Origin of the sequence: Psychrobacter sp. PP-21, assembly GCF_033790785.1 — a bacterium.
Taxonomy (GTDB): Bacteria; Pseudomonadota; Gammaproteobacteria; order Pseudomonadales; family Moraxellaceae; genus Psychrobacter.
The window spans coordinates 1-15,908 of sequence record NZ_JAMYEB010000014.1; the positions used below are offsets into that span (position 1 = coordinate 1).

The window sequence follows — 15,908 nt, forward strand, 5'->3', positions numbered from 1 at the left end:
CTGATCTTAACCCCATTGAGAAAAAATGGGCACAAGCAAAGTTTCTACGCCAAGGCTGGATGGAGAATAATCTGCCTAAACTGTTTCATGATATGGGCTGTATTTCTTTTATAGTGAACTGACTATATTTTAACGATAGTCTATTATGGTAAGGGCTGAGCACGACTTGAATTATGCTAAAATAGGCTAAAATTCATTGTCACGTCGCTCATAAGCGTATAAAGACATATAAATTTATCTACAATGAACAAATAATTGATAATGATAACTTTTAGGGCAAAATTATGAATAACCCAAACAATAACAACCGCGTAGTCATTAACTTAGATGATGGTCTTGATGACTTAGATGACGATGATATTACCTTACCCAGTCTACCGGTGCAATCGGTGCCCATCGTTGATGAGTCTGAACGCACAGCTGTACTAGAGGACAGTACGACAATCCAAGACATCTCAAATACCGATGCAGAAGAAAATATTGCTTTGGCCACGCCAATCATTATGACTGAAGAGCATAACGTACCTAAAGGAGATTCTGAAAGCTTTTCGAGTGTCACAGAGACAGATGTTGCAAACAACTCTGATACCGTGTCAACCGTACCCACCATGCCATTGCAAGAACAGTTGGGAGACACGCCAAGCGTGAGCCCAACGAATAGCAGCAGTATACAAACTGATAGTCCAAAAGAGCCAGTAGAAGAACCAGTAGAGCCGCAAGAGAATAAGAAAAAAGGCAGCTGGTTTAACCGGATGAAAACGGGACTCAGTAAGTCACGTAAAAACTTGGCCGAAGGGATGGTGAGTATTCTTATCGGTGGTAAAGAGATCGATGATGAGCTGTTAGAAGAGGTCGAAGATCAGTTACTGGTTGCTGATATTGGGGTCAACGCGACCAACCGTATCATTAAGAGCCTCACCGAGCAGACTGCTCGCGGTGATCTGATCTATGCACACTCATTATATAAAGCCTTGCAAAGCGAACTGGTTGATATTTTGACGCCTAAAGTTGAGCCATTGGTCATTGATACCAGCAAAAAACCATTTGTTATTTTAGTGGTTGGCGTTAATGGTGTGGGCAAGACAACAACCATTGGTAAACTTGCCAAGCGTTTACAAGGTGAAGGTAAGTCAGTCATGCTAGCAGCAGGTGATACGTTCCGTGCAGCAGCCACCGAGCAGCTGCAAATTTGGGGTGAGCGTAATGATATCCCAGTCGTTGCGCAAGGGCATGGCTCTGATAGTGCTTCTGTCATCTTTGATGCCATGCAATCTGCCAAAGCCAAAAATATCGATGTCCTTATAGCCGATACAGCTGGTCGTCTACAGAATAAGACACATTTGATGGCAGAATTAGAGAAGGTCGTACGCGTGATGCGTAAGGCTGATCCAAGCGCACCGCATGAAGGTATGATCGTACTCGATGCTGGTACGGGTCAGAACGCCATCAATCAAGTTGAGTTATTCAACAAGGTTGTACCTCTGACGGGTATTACTATTACCAAACTGGACGGCACTGCTAAAGGGGGCGTAGTATTCAATATCGCTGAGACGACAGATGTGCCTATCCGCTACATTGGTGTGGGTGAGTCTATTGATGATTTGCGCGCCTTTAGTCCAAAACAATTTGTCGCCGCTTTGTTTGAGACCGACGATAAAGAATAAGAGAGCCAGTTAATTGGTAAATTATTTTTAAAAGAATAGGGAAGTAGACGCCATGATCGTTACTACTGCAACTGTTGGGTTACATCGATTCACACTGATTGCTCGTGTCAATGAGAATGGTAAGCCTGTGCTCGTTGAAGCCAACTGGCTGTTGGCAGGTAACTCATGGCATAGCTCAAAATCTGTCCCTAAAATCAAAAAGTATTACGGTATGTCAGATGAAGATTTCACCTTTATAGATAGTAATAGCCTAAGCATGAGTGAACCTGCTCAAGCGTTGTTAATAGAAACGATTTTCCAACTCAAAGATTACGCTGCTGGTAAGCGTAAGACACTGGATTTACCTTTGGATTTTTCTATGGGTACTGAGTTTCAGCAAAGAGTATGGCAGGCACTGCAGGGTATTGAGTATGGCGAAACCATTAGCTATGCCACACTCGCCCAGCGTGTCAACAGTCCAAAGGGATTCCGTGCGGTCGCGCAGGCTAACGGTAAGAATCCTTTTAGTATCATCGTTCCTTGTCATCGTGTCATTGCGAGCGATGGCAAGCTTGGTGGCTATACAGGCGGGCTGGATAAAAAGGAATATTTGTTAGCGCTTGAAAATGCATGGTATAAAAAGTAGTTTTATTTATTTTTTCCATAGAAAAAAGGGCCAAACACATCAGTATTTAGCCCTTTTTTTAAACTGCTAATCAGATTATGCCTCAAGTTGCGCCATGACATCAGCAGAGAAATTCACATTAGTATAAACTTCTTGCACATCATCGGCATCTTCTAACATATCAATCATTTTTATGATCTTTTCAGCATCATCGATACTATCGATCTCAGCCGTAGTAGATGGCGACATAGTCACCTCAGCATTATTAGAAACAAGACCAGCCGCATTTAGAGCATCTTGGACTTTACCGAAACTTTCCCATTCGGTAATGACAAGCAAACTCTCACCATCGTTTTCGATATCAACGGCACCAGCATCTAGTGCTACTAGCATCACCTCGTCCTCTAAGCTCACATCATTGAAAGTGATCTCACCACGTTTGGTAAACAGGTAAGCCACTGAACCTGATGTACCAAGGTTGCCATCACATTTGGTAAAAGCGTGACGGACTTCACTTACCGTACGATTGAGGTTGTCAGTCATGGTTTCGACAAGTACCGCCACACCGCCAACACCGTAGCCTTCGTAGCTGACTTCTTCCATATTTTCGTTATCGCCGCCGCCTGTACCACGGTCGACAGCACGGTTGATCGTGTCACGAGTCATGTTGACCGATAGGGCTTTTTCGATAACGGCACGCAAGCGTGGGTTTTTATCAGGATCAGGATCACCTTGTTTGGCTGCTGAGACGATTTCACGGATAACTTTGGTAAATATCTTGCCTCTTACTGCATCCTGACGGGCTTTGCGGTGTTTAATATTTGCCCATTTTGAATGGCCTGCCATATAACATCCTTAGATTCTACGTATTATTTTTTGTGGGTAAAAAGAATTATAGTTGCACTCTTTAGTATGTGATTGTCTGATTCCATACTATCATTACTTTGTCTGCTTGAGGTAGTAGCGCTACTGGCACGTTAACGATTTGTATGTTGTTAAAGGTGCTTTTTTGCTACACTGTGGCAACTTATAGATTGTACTCACTATGATAAGTGAGCGATATTATAAACCAGTTTTAGCCGTCTTGACCAACTTGCCCTTATCCATCACATTTTAAATCATTGAATGCTATCAAGCCATTGATTTTATAAAGTACTGATTCTATGAAGCAACCCACTGCCGAAGCTCTGACACACTTGCGTAACCGCATACATATCATCATCGAAGGGACAGATACCCGCTCGGGTAAGCTTTTTGATATTGTTTTGCTGATTGCGATTTTGGCCAGTGTTGCTGTTGTCATGCTTGATAGTGTGCTGTATATGCGCTTGCAATATGGCACCTTGTTTTTTTATGCAGAGTGGTTCTTTACTATTCTGTTTACCATTGAGTATGTGCTAAGGCTGTTTTCGGCACCGAACCGCTTACGCTATGCGTTTAGTTTCTTTGGTATAGTGGATTTACTGTCTGTACTGCCGAGTTATTTGAGTTTGATGTTTGTGGGCGTGCAGTATCTACTGGTGATACGAGTATTGCGTATTTTACGTATATTCCGTGTACTCAAGCTCAAAGCCTACATGCAACAGGCTGGTTTTTTGGCCTCTGCACTAAGGACCAGTCAACAGAAAATCACGGTATTTTTCTTATCACTTGTACTGCTTGTGACTATCTTTGGTTCCATTATTTATGTGGTAGAAGGGCCTGAGAATGGGTTTACTAGTATCCCATTGTCTATCTACTGGGCGGTCGTCACGATGACGACAGTGGGTTATGGTGATATGTCTCCCAAAACACCGTTAGGGCAGGCAATAGCAACCATGGTCATGATCACAGGTTATTCGATTATTGCGGTACCGACAGGTATCTTTACCTCTGAGCTTGCTCGTAATATGCGTCCACAGCTCAATCCAGTGACTTGCCCCAACTGCGGTAAATTTGGACATGCCGTAGGCGCAGACTTTTGCGATCGCTGTGGTCATGCGTTACATATTTAGTGAGCCGTTTTTTAGCCAACAACCAGTGTGGTAGCGACCGTTAGACGATTCATTAGGCTTCAATGTATTCGTCAACGAGTGGTGATAGGTCGATTTTGACATCTAGATTGACCAAGTTCCAATACTGTCCTGATATAGTACGGTCTAGCATCATCGTTGTGGCGGAAGGCTGAAACTGACCAAAGTATTTTAATGACGTGCGCATTTGGGCAATAGCATCATGATGTATCTGACTGCTACCAAAATCAAAGGCACCTTCTTGATAAGGGCTAATGGATAAAGGTTTTAGGCCAATCGATAGCCATTTTTCATAGAACTCACCGGGGATGTTTTTGTCATCTTCACGGCGAATATCTAGAGCGACAAGGTCTTGCTCGAGTGCGGTCACATCGCCTTTAATAGCATGTCTTGCGAAACGACGGAACAGTTGGACTTCGCTATCGCTATAGCTACGAATACCGCCAAAATCATAGGCGACTACGCTACCGTCATGACGAAAGGCAAAGTTACCTGGATGTGGGTCACAATGCATGCGGTACAAGCCAAATAGCTGTCCTGCGGTAAAGTGGAACAAACGCTCGGCTATTTTTTGTTTTATATCATTGTCCCACGTTGCGGCAACCGTCAGTGTTTCTCCCATCTCTTCTGTCAATGTCAAAATCCGTCTGGAAGAATGGCTGCTGATAACCTTAGGAATGATAAGTCCTTCATCGTCTGCATGAAAAGCACCAAACACACGTAAGTTATGCGCTTCCTTGACGTAGTCAAGCTCATCGTGTAGGCTTTGGCGAATCTCATTAAAAAGCTGCTCTTGTAATTGCTTGCTCATATTGAGTACGCCGGCAATTTTTAGCGCCATGCGAACTTGTTTGAGATCACTATCACAGTTTTCATCAACATCAGGATACTGGACTTTGACCACCACTCTTTGACCAGAGCTCAAAACGGCCTTATGCACTTGTCCGATAGATGCTGCGGCAAATGGCGTCTCGTCAAACTCACTGAATAACTCTGGCATAGGCGCGTTGAGTTCACGCTCGACTTGCGCACGTATCTGCGCATAGGGCATTGGTGGTGCATCTTTTTGGAGCTTTTCTAGAGCAGTGGCAACCTCAGGTGGAAACACATCTTTGTATTGTGAGGCAATCTGTCCTACTTTCATCACCGCACCTTTCATCTCACCCAAAGTTTCGGCAATCTGAACACCCACATCTTGCATCAAGTCTGAACGAGCTTGCAGTCGCTTTTCTTCATCGCTTGAGAGGTGCTTAAATGAGTTTTTAGCGGCTTTACCGGCGATGCTTGCTGTCATACCAGCGAGTTTCATAAAGCGCTTTCCGGACGTTTTTGCCATTCATATCACCATATAGTGGGTTGTGTGCTCAGCTGTAATTCTATTATTTTCATCAGACAATTACTGTTTGACTACTGTGTGAAAGATAAGAAGAGATTGACAGTATACATAAAGAGATCGATAAACAACGAGCAGCACATTAAGTGTTTATCTGATCTGCATAAATAGTGCGTAGCCAATAGTCGAGTGCCATCTCATAGCCCATATGACCCAAACCACAAATCACACCCACAGCAACATCACTCAGATAAGAATGATGACGGAAAGGCTCACGCGCATGCACGTTTGACAAATGCACTTCTATAAATGGTTTTTGTGTGGCCAATAGCGCATCACGTAGGGCTACAGAAGTGTGGGTAAATGCAGCAGGATTGATAATCACTGCATCGACTTGGTCAGTTTTGTCTGTGAGTAAGCCATGATGTTGGATCTGATCCACCAGATCGCCTTCATGATTTGACTGTATGCACACCAGCGTAACACCATATTTGGCTGCCCGCTCAACTAGGCGTTGCTCGATATCTGCTAATGTCATATAACCATAGATCTCAGGTTCACGCTTGCCCAGTAAGTTTAAATTGACGCCATTAACCAATAGCAGTCTACGGGTAAGTGTCTGGTCAGTATCTTGGTGAGCCGTTTTTTGAGATTTAAGGGATGAAGAGGAGGACGTCATAATACTCTCTGTCGCTATCGAAAAATGTGAATGATCTATTGTAATGGGAAAGTTTCTACGTAATAAGCTGATTGACGCTATCTATTTATCATAACAGCTTGCTGAACGGGTTATAAAAAAATTATATAAAAAATTAGATTAGGTATTAAAAAGCGTGTTAAAAGTCTTTATGTTGCTAAAAACCCGTGCTATGATATTTTTTATGCAATAAACATTGCAAGTTTGTTACAGTCATGAGTATAAAGGATAGGTTGTTCAAACAAACTGTTTTTTGTACAAGCAATACAAAGATGACTGTAGCTAGAGCAGTACTCTTAAGTTTTTGATTTCATAATCTTAGACCCCGTTTATATGCAATGTTGCAAAGGAATTTGGGGCTAAGCGGACTTTTTTAGGAAGTAATATTATGTCAGCTCGTGAGCAAGGTATCGTTAAGTGGTTTAATGACTCAAAAGGCTTTGGTTTCATTCAACGTGACAGCGGAGAAGATATTTTTGTCCATTTCCGCGCGATTCAGGGTGATGGTTATCGTTCTTTGAAGGATGGCGAAAAAGTTGAGTTCAGTGTGGTAGAAGGTGATAAAGGCCTTCAAGCTGAAGAAGTCAGAAAGTTAGAAGAGTAATCTATTCAGACATTTAGACGGTTTAGTTATAAGGTCTGTACGAACTACTGATATACTACTGAGTCAAGCCCATCTTGTCTTACCATGTTGAGTTAACGGCAGCATATTTGGTAGGTCAGGTGTCGGGCTTGGCTTTTTTTGTGCCTATATGTCTGACGGTTATTTATAGAGACAACGTGGCTATCATTACTGGTCACGCTTGTAGCAGCATAGAGATTTATCGTGAGCTGACTTGTGATTGGTGAGATACAATCAATAAATTTAAAAGGATATTTTTTTGAGTAATTTTACAACGTTCACTGATTTGCCACTTTCAACCGCGACTTTGCGTGCAGTAAGTGATTTGGGTTTTACGGAACTAACCCCTATCCAAGCAAAAATCCTACCGCATACACTAGCAAATCAAGACGCTATCGGACAGGCACAGACGGGAACCGGTAAGACAGCAACGTTTTTGCTGACGATCATGGAGGCGTTACTCAAGCGTCCCTTTACTACCGATGAAGAGCGCTATTTGGGTGAGCCACGTGCAGTGGTTATGGCGCCGACACGTGAGCTTGCTCAGCAAATATTTGATGACTGTATAGCATTGACCAAGTACACGTCACTGCATAGTGTTTGTATTATGGGCGGTACGAACTACGAAACTCAGCAGCATGAGCTTGAGCGTCAATACGTTGATATTTTGGTAGCAACGCCAGGTCGTCTGATTGATCTTGCCAATAAAGGCATGGTCTATCTTGACCGAGTAGAGGTGTTGGTACTAGACGAAGCAGACCGTATGCTAGACATGGGTTTTATTCCTGATATCAAACGCCTAGTAGGCCGTATGCCGGCTAATACTGATCGTCAAAGCTTACTGTTTTCTGCCACTTTTAACCAAGATGTCATGAACTTAGCCTATCGTTGGTTACATGAGCCACAGTTCGTTGAAATCGAACCAGAACACAAGACCAGCGAGTTGGTTGATCAGCATTTTTACTTATTGACAGAAGACCAGAAGCTAGAAGCCCTACAGCGTATTATCAGTGATAAAACTGTTGAAAAAGTCATTGTCTTTGCCAATCGTAAAGACCAAGTTAAGCGTCTTTATCATAAACTACGTCAAGACCATAAGATTGTTATGTTGTCAGGTGATGTGATTCAGCAAAAACGTGAGAAATATTTGCAGCGTTTTAAGGATGGTCATGCTTCCATTCTAGTAGCAACGGATGTTGCAGGACGCGGTATACATGTTGATGATGTCAGTCATGTGGTCAACTATACCTTACCTGATCAGCCAGATGATTACGTACATCGTATTGGTCGTACTGGCCGTGCTGGACAAACTGGTATTAGTATCAGTTTTGTTAGCGAAGATGATGCGTTTAACATACCAGCACTAGAGAAGCATTTAGAGACTAAATTTTCGCTTGAACAGTGGCAAGAATAGTTGCTATGAGTTGAAAACTACTTAGATCATTATCATCAAAAATAAGTAACGTTAGAAATAAACCTAATGAAAAATAAGCCTCATGCAAAATAAAAGCCCTCGATATCACGCAGATATCGAGGGCTTTTTATGCGATTGCTTTTCACATAACGACTAACTACTATTCAAACAAGTAATATAACCAAATATCATTATGATACGGATGTAAAATCAATGGCCATGATGCATAGAGGTATTGTCATCATCCATAGTATGATCCATGTCTGTATCGTGTTCCATATCATGCATACTGTGATCCATATTAGACATGTCGTGCTCCATTTGACTCATGTCATGGATGTCTGTCTCAGACATCATACTAGAGTGGCTACCATGATCCATTTGTGCATGACCACCTCCGTGTCCGCCATGCATACTTGTCATAGCGATAGGGACGACAGCCACCGCCAACCCTGAGAGCACCATTATCGCGCCGTTTAGCTGTCTTAGACGAAAACGACCAATCTTGTCACGTAACCAGCCGACGGTTTCATGCGTTGCCACCAGCATCGGTATGGTCCCTAAGCCGAACACGAACATTAATGCCGCTCCGCTTAGTGGATTGTGAGCGACCACAGCAATCAGTAGAGCACCATACACTAAACCGCAAGGCAAAAATCCCCATAGCAGACCAGCAGTGAGTGCTCGTGGAAATGTATTAAGTGGAAATACCTTTTGACGAAGCGGGCTTAAGTACTGCCAAAAACGCATACCAAAACGTTCAAGCTTGGTCAAAAATGGTGCACCTAGCATGGTCGCACCGACAAAAACGAGTATCATGCCCAGTAAGATACGCGGCATGCTATTGCCTTTCATTAGCGGCTCTAACAAGGTAATACCAATAAAGCCTGCGACCAAACCCAGCAAAGCGTAACTGGTCAGACGCCCAAGATGATAGGTGGCAACCAAAGCGCGGCGTTTGGTGGGGCTAACGTCTTTCATAGACAGACCGAATGCTGTCACAAGGCCGCCACACATACCCAAACAATGCGGCGAGCCAAAAAACCCCATCAGCAACGCTGCAACAAGTAAAGCTATAGTCATGGACACCTCTCCTAAAAGTTATACATGCTGTGTCTACAGGCACGATTATTGTTTAACAAAAGGTCATCATAATGTATGGATAGAGGTTAGTTTTTTGGGCTTGTATCTCTATTAGAATGAACCCCGTCTGTGTCAACATTGTCATCTAACGCTATTGGCTCCTCAGATGTTTGAGGCTGCGTTGAGTGATCATGAGCATGCATGGTTTGCCTGCGCTCTTGACGGTCATCTAATATGATACGCTGTGATGCATTGTCCAAATCTTCAAACTGATTTGATTTTACCGCATAACGCACTGCCCAAATAGCAACCACAAACAGCATAAGACTTAGCGGAATTAATAAAAATATACTGAGCATGGCGAATCTCTTAAATAGCAGTGTCTTTTATTATTATACACCCATCTCAGAGGTATGGGATGATCCGTAGTGATTGGTGCAAGCTCTTAGACAGTAGCAAGCCAGCAATATGACCGTGTAGAGGCTTATTCATCAGGCTTCATTTCATCAGACTCTTTTGTCGGACGACCTCTTGGCGTCATCAACTGCTGCGAAGTAACATCATCGGCGAGGCGACAGTCCATCTGTGGCCGTATCACATCACGCAGGTAGGCGGCGACTTCATAGACTGCGCGCCGTGAGTGAGTAAGGTTTTGTGCAGGTTTCATCCAGTCGCGCTTAACTGGCAATGGCGCGCTTAGCGGTGTGCTGTTGATGCCATTCAAAGCGAATTGCCTGCGGGCACGTGCCATATGATAGCTATCGGTAATAAGATAAACGTGATGTAGCGGAATCCGTTTGGCCGTAAAGCGTGCATTTTCACAAGTATTCATACTGGCGTTTTCACTTATTAGCCCATCGATACCATGCTCAATCAGCCACTGTCCGAGCCAAGGCGCTTCAGCACCACTGAGTACTATAGGTAAAGGAAGATCGTGATAAGCGCCTGCAGCAGTGCGTGCACGATTCAGGCTATAGCGATTGAGAATGATTTGATTGTTATTATCATTGGTAAGGCCACCACCTAGCACCACGTAAGCAGTAGGCGGGGAGCTTGTAGCGATAGGCGGTATCTTGGGCAGGGGTAGCAGTGCAAAGACGTAAACAACCGCTTGCGAAAATAGGGGGGTGAACAAACTAATCAATACTAAAATAATAGACGTCGAGCCTAGTATAAAAGTAATATTAATGATGCGAAACAGCTTGAGCATTCGTTCAGCTGAACGTAAATAGTTTCGCCACAAGCGTTTAGACCATGATTGTTTAGACCACATGCTCAGCGTGTCCAATCGAGCCATCAGCATTTACCCAAACTGGCTCACGTGATAGCTGAATAGCAAACTTTTCATATACAACATCGGCGATGTAGTGCTGGGCGGTTGCCACATCTGCTTGCGTTGCCTGGTAAGGGGCATGATTGGTCAGTACAAGTGCTTGCTGCTTATGCGTAAAAATAGGCGTGATACCGCCACCTTTTAGACCTGCTTGCTCGATGAGCCAACCTGCAGCAACTTTGACCATAGCATCGGGCATCGGATAACCAACGATGGCAGGATAGGTTGCTTGCAGTGCTATAAATTGAGATTGATCAATGATAGGATTTTGAAAAAAACTACCACAATTTGGCAGCTGTTTGGGGTCTGGCAGTTTCTGCTGACGAATCTCTATAATCGCTTGCATCACGTCAACAGGAGTGGGCTGCTTGCGATCTTGCTGCTCGGCATAGCGCTGTGCTACGGTTTGGACATCGCCATAGCTGGCTAGAATATTGGTTGGGTCTGTATGTAGTCTAAAACCCACACGGCTAATCAGCCACGTATTTGGCGCACGCTTAAAAATACTGTCACGGTAGCCAAAATCGCAGTCGGTAGTCGATAGATTGTGCCACGTTTTGCTGGGTAAATGATACGCACGTACATACTGTAAGCGGTCCTCTAGCTGCACCCCATAAGCACCGATATTCTGTACTGGTGCTGCACCAGTCAGACCTGGTATCAGTGCAAGGTTTTCTAGCCCATACCAGCCTTGATTGACTGTATATACAACTAGATCATGCCAGTTTTCACCAGCCATTACCTCAATATCTACATAATGCTCGGTTTGAGCGGTCACATGAATACCGCGCATATTTGGTTGCAAGACCACCGCATTTAACGATGCTGGTAATAAGACATTACTACCGCCAGACAACACAAATAGTGAAAGATCATCTGCCGTAGCCTCGGTACCAGATGCCATAAAGTCATCAAGCTGCGCCTCATCTGTCAACGTCACTGCAAAATCAGCCGCGCATGCCAATGCCATTGTATTGCTATGGGACAAATCAACTGAACGATTGGACAGTAAGCTCACTGCGCAATCAGTTGTGGTCGTGGTTTGAGCGTCGAGATCAAGGCGTAGAGCTTGGGTCATAACATAGCCTATATGGCAAATAAATAACAAATGACAAACTGTTCATTATAAAGGATAGCGCATGCAAAAGTCGTAGAAATACAGACTTTATGACTAGCAGGCTTTCCAACTCTCGATCCAAGCTTGTGCACTTGATTCGATGCGCTCGATTACTTCTTCGAAGTCATCACTTTCGCCCTTATAAGGATCTGGCACATCGCTGCCACAATAGGTAGGATCTTCTTCGCTGAATAGTGCTAATTTGGCCAAGTCGTCCGTTGTCTCTGTGATACCGTCTTTAATAGTTTGCAAGTCAGCCAAATTCTGTGAGTCCATTGCCAAAATTAACTCAAAATCTCGAAAGTCAGTGGCACTAACTTGGCGCGCCACTAATTTACTGATTTTATAGCCATGAGATTTGGCATGGCGCTGTGAACGTGCATCGGGCGTATCACCGACATGTGAGTCACTGGTGCCTGCTGAGTCTATTTTTATCGATAACCCAGCAATGGCCGCTTGCTGACGAAAAACTTCCTCAGCGGTGGGTGAACGACAAATATTTCCCAAACAAACCAGTAGTATGGAAGAGGGAGTACAGGCTTTCATCAGCATAATATGACCTTCTATAACAAAAAAACATGCTATAAGAGTCTAGCATTATTAATGCGACTTTTATTAGCATGTCATTGATTAAATCAGCTACTAGCGTAACGCTTAATACCTTGAATGGCAAGGGTAGAGACTAGACAATAGCGTCATTAAAGAATGGCTGTATGTCTATGTTTATGGGAGCAGCTAATATGGGTGTGACCGTATATCACTCCTGATTGTTTTTAAAGCGTTGTAAATCACGGCGTTCTTTTTTATTGGGTTTGTTATCAGGGCGAGCGAGGTTGGCAAGTTTACGCTGCTCAGCATAATAGGCGCGCCGCGTCTCGCTCTCCTTGGTCTCCGAATAGAGTACCTCAGCCGCGCTAGCGTTACCGCGCTGTGCAGATAGCGCCTCGACGACGACTGTCTTTTCGGTCATAGCGGTCGCTGAACCTTGGCGAATGGTTAGCTCATCGCCCACCGAAATCTCCTTGCTGGTTTTTACGCGACTACCACCGTAGTGAACACGTCCGCTCTCAATAGCTTGCTTGGCAAGCGTGCGGGTACGATAAAATCTTGCTGCCCACAGCCATTTGTCCAGACGAATTTTGACCAGTGCTTGACTGTTAGTATCGGGATTTTTCTTCATAATCATCCTTTTGCATTCGTTTTTATATCGATTTATGTCTTTATACAAATAATATTAGGGCAACTTTGATATTTGCAAATGGGCATTTATGACTTTGGTTTTTATAAAGCTGATTTTTATGGTTATGATTATAACTATGACTATGACTATGACTATGACTATGACTATGACTATGACTATGATTACGATATTCAGGATTAAATGGCATAATGCAAAAAGCGACCAAACATATGAAAGGTCGCTTTTTGTAAATCATTTGAAGAAAGTAATATTATAGAGTTACTTCATGAACGCATTATCTCAAGAATAGTTGATAGCCAATGTTGTCATTGACCGTCGTACAGTCGTAACCAATATCCAAGAGAGCATCTTGTAGCTGGCGTGAGTTACCCTCGGATGCTTGCAGTCCGACCAATACACGACCTTCAGCAGCACCATGATTGCGATAATGGAAAAGCGTGATATTGAAGTCATCACCCAGCTTTTCTAAGAAAGTAAGCAGTGCACCCGGTCGTTCTGGAAATATTACTTGTAGTAACTGCTCGTTTTCGACCTTGGCATGACCACCAATCAAGTGACGAATATGCGATTTGGCGATATCATCATCGGTCAGATCATGAGCGATATAACCATCGTCTGCCAGCTGGCCACTGATGGTTTGACGCTCTTTTTCGCCCTCTTTTAGCGCAATACCAACAAATATAGAGGCAGGTTCCATAGAGTCTGGTGATTTTTTGCTGTCAGCACGGTAGTTAAACTCAGTGATATTGCGACCATGTAGGCTACGGCAGAAGTTTAAGAAAGCACCCGTTGTTTCAGGAATAGTAACCCCAAAGATGGCTTCCTTTTTCTCACCAATCTCAGTGCGCTCAGCGATATAACGTAGGCGATCAAAATTCATATTGGCACCGCACACGATACCCACGCAGTTCTTACCTTGTAGGTTGTTGGCATTAATATATTTTTTCATACCCGCCACTGACAATGCGCCAGCAGGCTCAACGATACTGCGATTTTCTTCAAAGATATCTTTGACAGCAGCGCAGACTTCATCATTGGTACAAGTGATGACTTCAGGTTCAACGATGGGACCTGAGTCATCGCTTTTTTGCGTACGCACAACGTCAAAAGGCAACTCACCAATCTGTGCGACTGCCACACCATCAACGAACAGTCCGACTTGCTCAAGTTTGACGCGCTCACCTGTTTCCAGTGCTGCTTTTAGGCACGCTGACTGTTCAGCCTCTACTGCGATGACTTTGACGTGCGGCGCCACTTCTCCCAAAAATGCGGCCACACCTGAGATCAGACCGCCGCCACCAACGGCAACAAATACATAATCCATATTGCGCCACTGCTGGGTCAGCTCAAGACCGATAGTGCCTTGTCCTGCGATTACCAACTCATCATCATAAGGTGGTATAAAGGTGAGTCCTTCACGCTCAGCGCGATCAATCGCATAACGGTTTGCCTGATCGAAGCTATCGCCATGCAGGTCCACATTGCCGCCCAGTGCTCTGACGGCATCTACTTTGATATCAGGGGTAGTGGTTGGCATAACAATGATATTGTTTAGCGACAGTTTACGTGCAGAGTAAGCCACGCCTTGCGCATGGTTGCCTGCTGACGCACAAATGACGCCGCGCGCTTTTTGCTCGTCGCTTAATTGACTAATACGGTTGTAGGCACCGCGTAATTTGAATGATTTAACGGGCTGCAAATCTTCACGTTTGAAACGAATGTCGTTGGTAAAACGTTGGGTCAGCTTGGGCGCCGTTTCAAGTGGTGTTTGAATAGCAACGTCATAGACGGTGGCTTGTAGTATGGCTCGTACCCAGTGTGACAGCATAGTAATCCCTAAACAGAATGAATATAAAAATGAAATAGATTAGCCTATGCTGATTTTGAGTATCTTGCAAGACTCAATTGCAGTTTTCTTAGGGTTTCATGCCTGAATAGGTATGACGTAGAGCTGTGTGATCAACATCTGTAAGCTATGATCAAACCACATGACTAAAATGCACGACAATACATTAGAATTAGGATTGCGCTAACATCCGTTAATAGCATCGGTTATAATAGCCGCGCATTTTACTTCTTTTAAGACCATACGTTTATTTTCCAAGGATTTATGATGAGTGATCAGCAAGCACAAAAGCAAGCCGCGGCCCACGCTGCCCTAAGCTATATTGAAGATGATATGATACTTGGGGTAGGGACAGGAAGTACGGTCAACTGTTTGATTGAGTTATTGCCGCAACTAAAGCTTGCTGGCGCGGTTGCCAGCTCACAGGTAACAGAAGATAAGCTGCGTGCGCTTGGTATCGACATCGTCGATTTAAATTTTGCTGGTACGTTAGACATTTATATCGATGGCGCTGATGAGGTCAATGAGCATTTGCAACTTATCAAAGGCGGCGGCGGTGCGCTGACTCGCGAAAAAATCGTCGCAGCAGCTTCTAACAAGTTTGTGTGTATGGTCGATGATAGTAAAAGCGTTGATATACTAGGTCGCGCGTTTCCAGTACCGATTGAAGTACTGCCACAAGCTCGCTCTTATGTCGCACGTCAATTAGCCAAATTGGGCGGTGAGCCTGTATACCGTGAAGACTTTGTCACCGACTATGGTAACGTTATCTTAGACACGTATGACTTGGATGTCAGTAATCCAATCGCGCTAGAAAAAGAGCTGAATAATATCGTAGGTGTGGTTTGTAATGGTATCTTTGCGGCCAATCAAGCGGATGTGCTATTAAAAGCTGGAGTAAATGGCGTGACGACACTTACACGCTAATACAGTCTTAAGAATATAATCTCAAGCCTTTATCCAAATAAAAAAGCCGTCCAAA

Annotated in this window: 17 protein-coding genes; 7 read left to right on the forward strand and 10 right to left on the reverse strand. The window is 43.9% G+C overall.

Annotated elements, in window-relative coordinates; translation table 11 throughout:
• Positions 1 to 752 precede the first annotated feature (752 nt).
• On the forward strand, positions 753 to 1,664 hold the full coding sequence (ftsY, locus tag NJD71_RS10530; RefSeq protein WP_319051979.1) for a signal recognition particle-docking protein FtsY: 912 nt from the start codon (positions 753 to 755) through the stop codon (positions 1,662 to 1,664).
• A gap of 52 nt (positions 1,665 to 1,716) precedes the next feature.
• On the forward strand, positions 1,717 to 2,289 hold the full coding sequence (locus tag NJD71_RS10535) for a methylated-DNA--[protein]-cysteine S-methyltransferase (protein ID WP_319051926.1): 573 nt from the start codon (positions 1,717 to 1,719) through the stop codon (positions 2,287 to 2,289).
• 75 nt (positions 2,290 to 2,364) lie between these two features.
• Here the strand turns inward: NJD71_RS10535 and NJD71_RS10540 are convergent, their stop codons facing one another.
• Positions 2,365 to 3,114: a YebC/PmpR family DNA-binding transcriptional regulator gene (locus NJD71_RS10540; RefSeq protein WP_319051927.1), complete on the reverse strand. Its 750-nt coding sequence runs from the start codon at positions 3,112 to 3,114 to the stop codon at positions 2,365 to 2,367.
• A 317-nt stretch (positions 3,115 to 3,431) separates the two neighbouring features.
• Between NJD71_RS10540 and NJD71_RS10545 the strand changes: the two genes are divergently transcribed.
• Positions 3,432 to 4,262 carry an ion transporter gene (locus tag NJD71_RS10545; RefSeq protein WP_319051928.1) on the forward strand — a complete coding sequence of 277 codons (831 nt, stop codon included), beginning with the start codon at positions 3,432 to 3,434 and terminating at the stop codon, positions 4,260 to 4,262.
• A 52-nt stretch (positions 4,263 to 4,314) separates the two neighbouring features.
• On the opposite strand, the gene NJD71_RS10550 is transcribed toward NJD71_RS10545, so the two are convergent.
• Together NJD71_RS10550 and aroQ are read right to left on the reverse strand one after the other, a co-directional pair.
• Complete coding sequence (locus tag NJD71_RS10550; protein ID WP_319051929.1) at positions 4,315 to 5,616, reverse strand: ABC1 kinase family protein; 1,302 nt, start codon at positions 5,614 to 5,616, stop codon at positions 4,315 to 4,317.
• A gap of 139 nt (positions 5,617 to 5,755) precedes the next feature.
• Positions 5,756 to 6,292 carry a type II 3-dehydroquinate dehydratase gene (gene aroQ / locus NJD71_RS10555; protein ID WP_319051930.1) on the reverse strand — a complete coding sequence of 179 codons (537 nt, stop codon included), beginning with the start codon at positions 6,290 to 6,292 and terminating at the stop codon, positions 5,756 to 5,758.
• 406 nt (positions 6,293 to 6,698) lie between these two features.
• Between aroQ and NJD71_RS10560 the strand changes: the two genes are divergently transcribed.
• Entirely contained in the window at positions 6,699 to 6,914 is a 216-nt protein-coding gene (locus NJD71_RS10560) for a cold-shock protein (protein ID WP_319051931.1), read from the forward strand.
• A gap of 277 nt (positions 6,915 to 7,191) precedes the next feature.
• A complete protein-coding gene (locus NJD71_RS10565; protein ID WP_319051932.1) occupies positions 7,192 to 8,346 on the forward strand; it encodes a DEAD/DEAH box helicase in 1,155 nt (384 codons plus the stop codon).
• 210 nt (positions 8,347 to 8,556) lie between these two features.
• On the opposite strand, the gene NJD71_RS10570 is transcribed toward NJD71_RS10565, so the two are convergent.
• From NJD71_RS10570 to NJD71_RS10595, 6 genes are all read right to left on the reverse strand, one after another.
• A complete protein-coding gene (locus NJD71_RS10570; protein WP_319051933.1) occupies positions 8,557 to 9,429 on the reverse strand; it encodes a sulfite exporter TauE/SafE family protein in 873 nt (290 codons plus the stop codon).
• 86 nt (positions 9,430 to 9,515) lie between these two features.
• Entirely contained in the window at positions 9,516 to 9,788 is a 273-nt protein-coding gene (gene ccoS, locus NJD71_RS10575; RefSeq protein WP_319051934.1) for a cbb3-type cytochrome oxidase assembly protein CcoS, read from the reverse strand.
• A gap of 125 nt (positions 9,789 to 9,913) precedes the next feature.
• Positions 9,914 to 10,702 (reverse strand): YdcF family protein, encoded by a 789-nt coding sequence (locus NJD71_RS10580; protein WP_319051935.1) that lies wholly within the window; start codon positions 10,700 to 10,702, stop codon positions 9,914 to 9,916.
• Positions 10,692 to 11,732: a UDP-N-acetylmuramate dehydrogenase gene (gene murB, locus NJD71_RS10585; protein ID WP_319051980.1), complete on the reverse strand. Its 1,041-nt coding sequence runs from the start codon at positions 11,730 to 11,732 to the stop codon at positions 10,692 to 10,694. Before murB ends, NJD71_RS10580 begins: the two co-directional genes overlap by 11 nt.
• A 201-nt stretch (positions 11,733 to 11,933) precedes the next feature.
• A complete protein-coding gene (locus NJD71_RS10590; RefSeq protein WP_319051936.1) occupies positions 11,934 to 12,431 on the reverse strand; it encodes a low molecular weight protein-tyrosine-phosphatase in 498 nt (165 codons plus the stop codon).
• A gap of 205 nt (positions 12,432 to 12,636) precedes the next feature.
• The gene (locus NJD71_RS10595) at positions 12,637 to 13,059 is read right to left on the reverse strand and encodes an RNA-binding S4 domain-containing protein (RefSeq protein WP_319051937.1); all 423 of its coding nucleotides are present in this window, start codon (positions 13,057 to 13,059) and stop codon (positions 12,637 to 12,639) included.
• A 72-nt stretch (positions 13,060 to 13,131) separates the two neighbouring features.
• On the opposite strand from NJD71_RS10595, the gene NJD71_RS10600 reads away from it, so the two are divergent.
• Positions 13,132 to 13,260: a hypothetical protein gene (locus NJD71_RS10600; protein WP_319051938.1), complete on the forward strand. Its 129-nt coding sequence runs from the start codon at positions 13,132 to 13,134 to the stop codon at positions 13,258 to 13,260.
• 94 nt (positions 13,261 to 13,354) lie between these two features.
• On the opposite strand, the gene ilvA is transcribed toward NJD71_RS10600, so the two are convergent.
• The gene (ilvA, locus tag NJD71_RS10605; RefSeq protein WP_319051939.1) at positions 13,355 to 14,908 is read right to left on the reverse strand and encodes a threonine ammonia-lyase, biosynthetic; all 1,554 of its coding nucleotides are present in this window, start codon (positions 14,906 to 14,908) and stop codon (positions 13,355 to 13,357) included.
• 285 nt (positions 14,909 to 15,193) lie between these two features.
• Here ilvA and rpiA point away from each other — a divergent pair, with 285 nt between their 5' ends.
• On the forward strand, positions 15,194 to 15,853 hold the full coding sequence (gene rpiA / locus NJD71_RS10610; protein WP_319051940.1) for a ribose-5-phosphate isomerase RpiA: 660 nt from the start codon (positions 15,194 to 15,196) through the stop codon (positions 15,851 to 15,853).
• The last annotated feature ends 55 nt before the right edge of the window (positions 15,854 to 15,908 follow it).